Here is a 1,787-nt window from a genome sequence, read left to right as displayed (position 1 = left end):
GGGGCGACTCCCTCTTGGAAATACGATAGTGACAAGGTTTATCGCGTTCTAAGTATGACCAAAAAATATTTTTCTGCATGTATCCGCAGTATGCATTCCTTAAAATACATGACTTTACGTATTCTGGAAGTACGGGGAAACGCTTCGCCGACAGTTACAGAAACTGTTAATTAGTTATGGCATGCACTTGTGGATCTCCGTTACTTTGTGATGACTGACCCTCCCATGTTTCTTAGCGTCAAGCGCTGACATTCCTTCGTTCGGTCTATCACAAGATGGAGGCCGGCGAGATGCTCCGGGAGGGGCTCAAGGCCCAATATACGCCGCTGGTGCCAGCTTCTCCGTGTCATGAATGGTAAGTTCTAGAATATGAACGTTAGGACGCTAGTTGAAGACAGTGAAGGTCAGTTAGCATTTGGTGACTATCAAATCGTCGTTTTTTTGTACACAGTGCATGAAGTACTTTTAACAGTTTGCCACATAAAACCACCATCGATTGCTTCTTCCGAAGCGGATTCACTTGTCGCTGTGTGTAATAATGATGAAGTGTTAGGAACGCCTCATTGTTACGCAGAATAGGAAGCATGGCTTTAAATAAGAGTGAACGAAGCCGCTTACGCCCTCGCTTAGAGATTTTCTTCTGTCCTTGATAAGTACCTGAAGAATTCTCTCGAAGTGTAAGTCCCGCTAATTTAATAAGTTGGCGTGGACTTTCATAGTCGTCGAAACTTCCGATTTCAGCTAGTAGACCTGCGATGGTTCCATGACTGATTCCAGGAACAGAAATTAAAAACTCATAATCCGCTGTTTGTGTAATGCGTTCTTCCAGTTCTGCTTCAATTGCTTCTAATTCTTCTTCAATGAGTCGATATTGACGCATCATGGAAGCTACTTCTCGTCTGGCTCCCCATGGAGCTATCGTAATTCCGATGGATGATTGAGCTGCCTGAATGAGTTCAGCTGCTTTTGTCGGGCGTCGCTGTTTCATATTACCTGCTTTTGCGCAAATGTCAGCCAACTCCGTTGGTGTCATATCGACGATATCAACAGGAAGTGGTGTTTCTTCTAATACGGCAAGCAACATGGCTCCAAAGTCAGAAAAGACATGGAATAACTCAGGGAAATACTTGTCGATCCATCGATGAAGTTTGTTTTTTAACATGGAGCGCTCTTTCATCAACGATTCCCTAAGACTGTATCCGGTACGTATCTCAGCCCCTTGATCACGAAGCAGCTTAGGATGAGAATAACGCCCATCTTTCATCAGACGTGCGATCGTAAGTGCGTCCTTTTTATCATTCTTAGTCTGTAAATTATCATCAAGCTCTTTTACACGTTTCACATGCATAGGATTGACGATTACAAGAGGAATTCCTCTATCTTCTAAAAAGTAAGCTAAGTTTAGCCAATAATGACCAGTCGGCTCTACGCCAACCAGAACTTCAGATTTCTGAAAGACTTTCATGGCATCCAGAATTGCCTGATAAAGTTCTTCAAAGCCTTCCAGCGATTGTGGAACTAAAAAGGCTTTTTTAATTTCACGGCCACGCTCATCGACAAATGTAGCATAATGTTTATACTTGGCAATATCGATACCTACGACCAAAGTTTGTTCCGTAACTTGATTAATTTTGTGATTCACTTTAGAATTCATGTGAGTCCTCCTTGGTTATTATTAGGGGTCAAGTAGTCGATGCCTTGACACCCCCGAATCATACCAAGGGGACTTTTCTATTTCAATAGGGCTCCACTAACCAAACAGGAATGCTCCGGGAGGATCAGCGTGC

At 43.1% G+C, this 1,787-nt stretch carries 1 protein-coding gene; it reads right to left on the bottom strand.

The genetic code is table 11. The features are described from left to right. Positions 1-376: 376 nt before the first annotated feature. The gene (locus tag CSV60_RS15670; RefSeq protein WP_099637613.1) at positions 377-1,654 is read right to left on the bottom strand and encodes an IS110 family RNA-guided transposase; all 1,278 of its coding nucleotides are present in this window, start codon (positions 1,652-1,654) and stop codon (positions 377-379) included. Between the last annotated feature and the right edge of the window lie 133 nt (positions 1,655-1,787).

It is taken from the genome of Sporosarcina sp. P7 (assembly GCF_002743425.1).
Taxonomy (GTDB): domain Bacteria; phylum Bacillota; class Bacilli; order Bacillales_A; family Planococcaceae; genus Sporosarcina.
The sequence above is the reverse complement of the archived record's forward strand: the minus strand, read 5'-3'. Positions and strand labels throughout refer to the sequence as shown.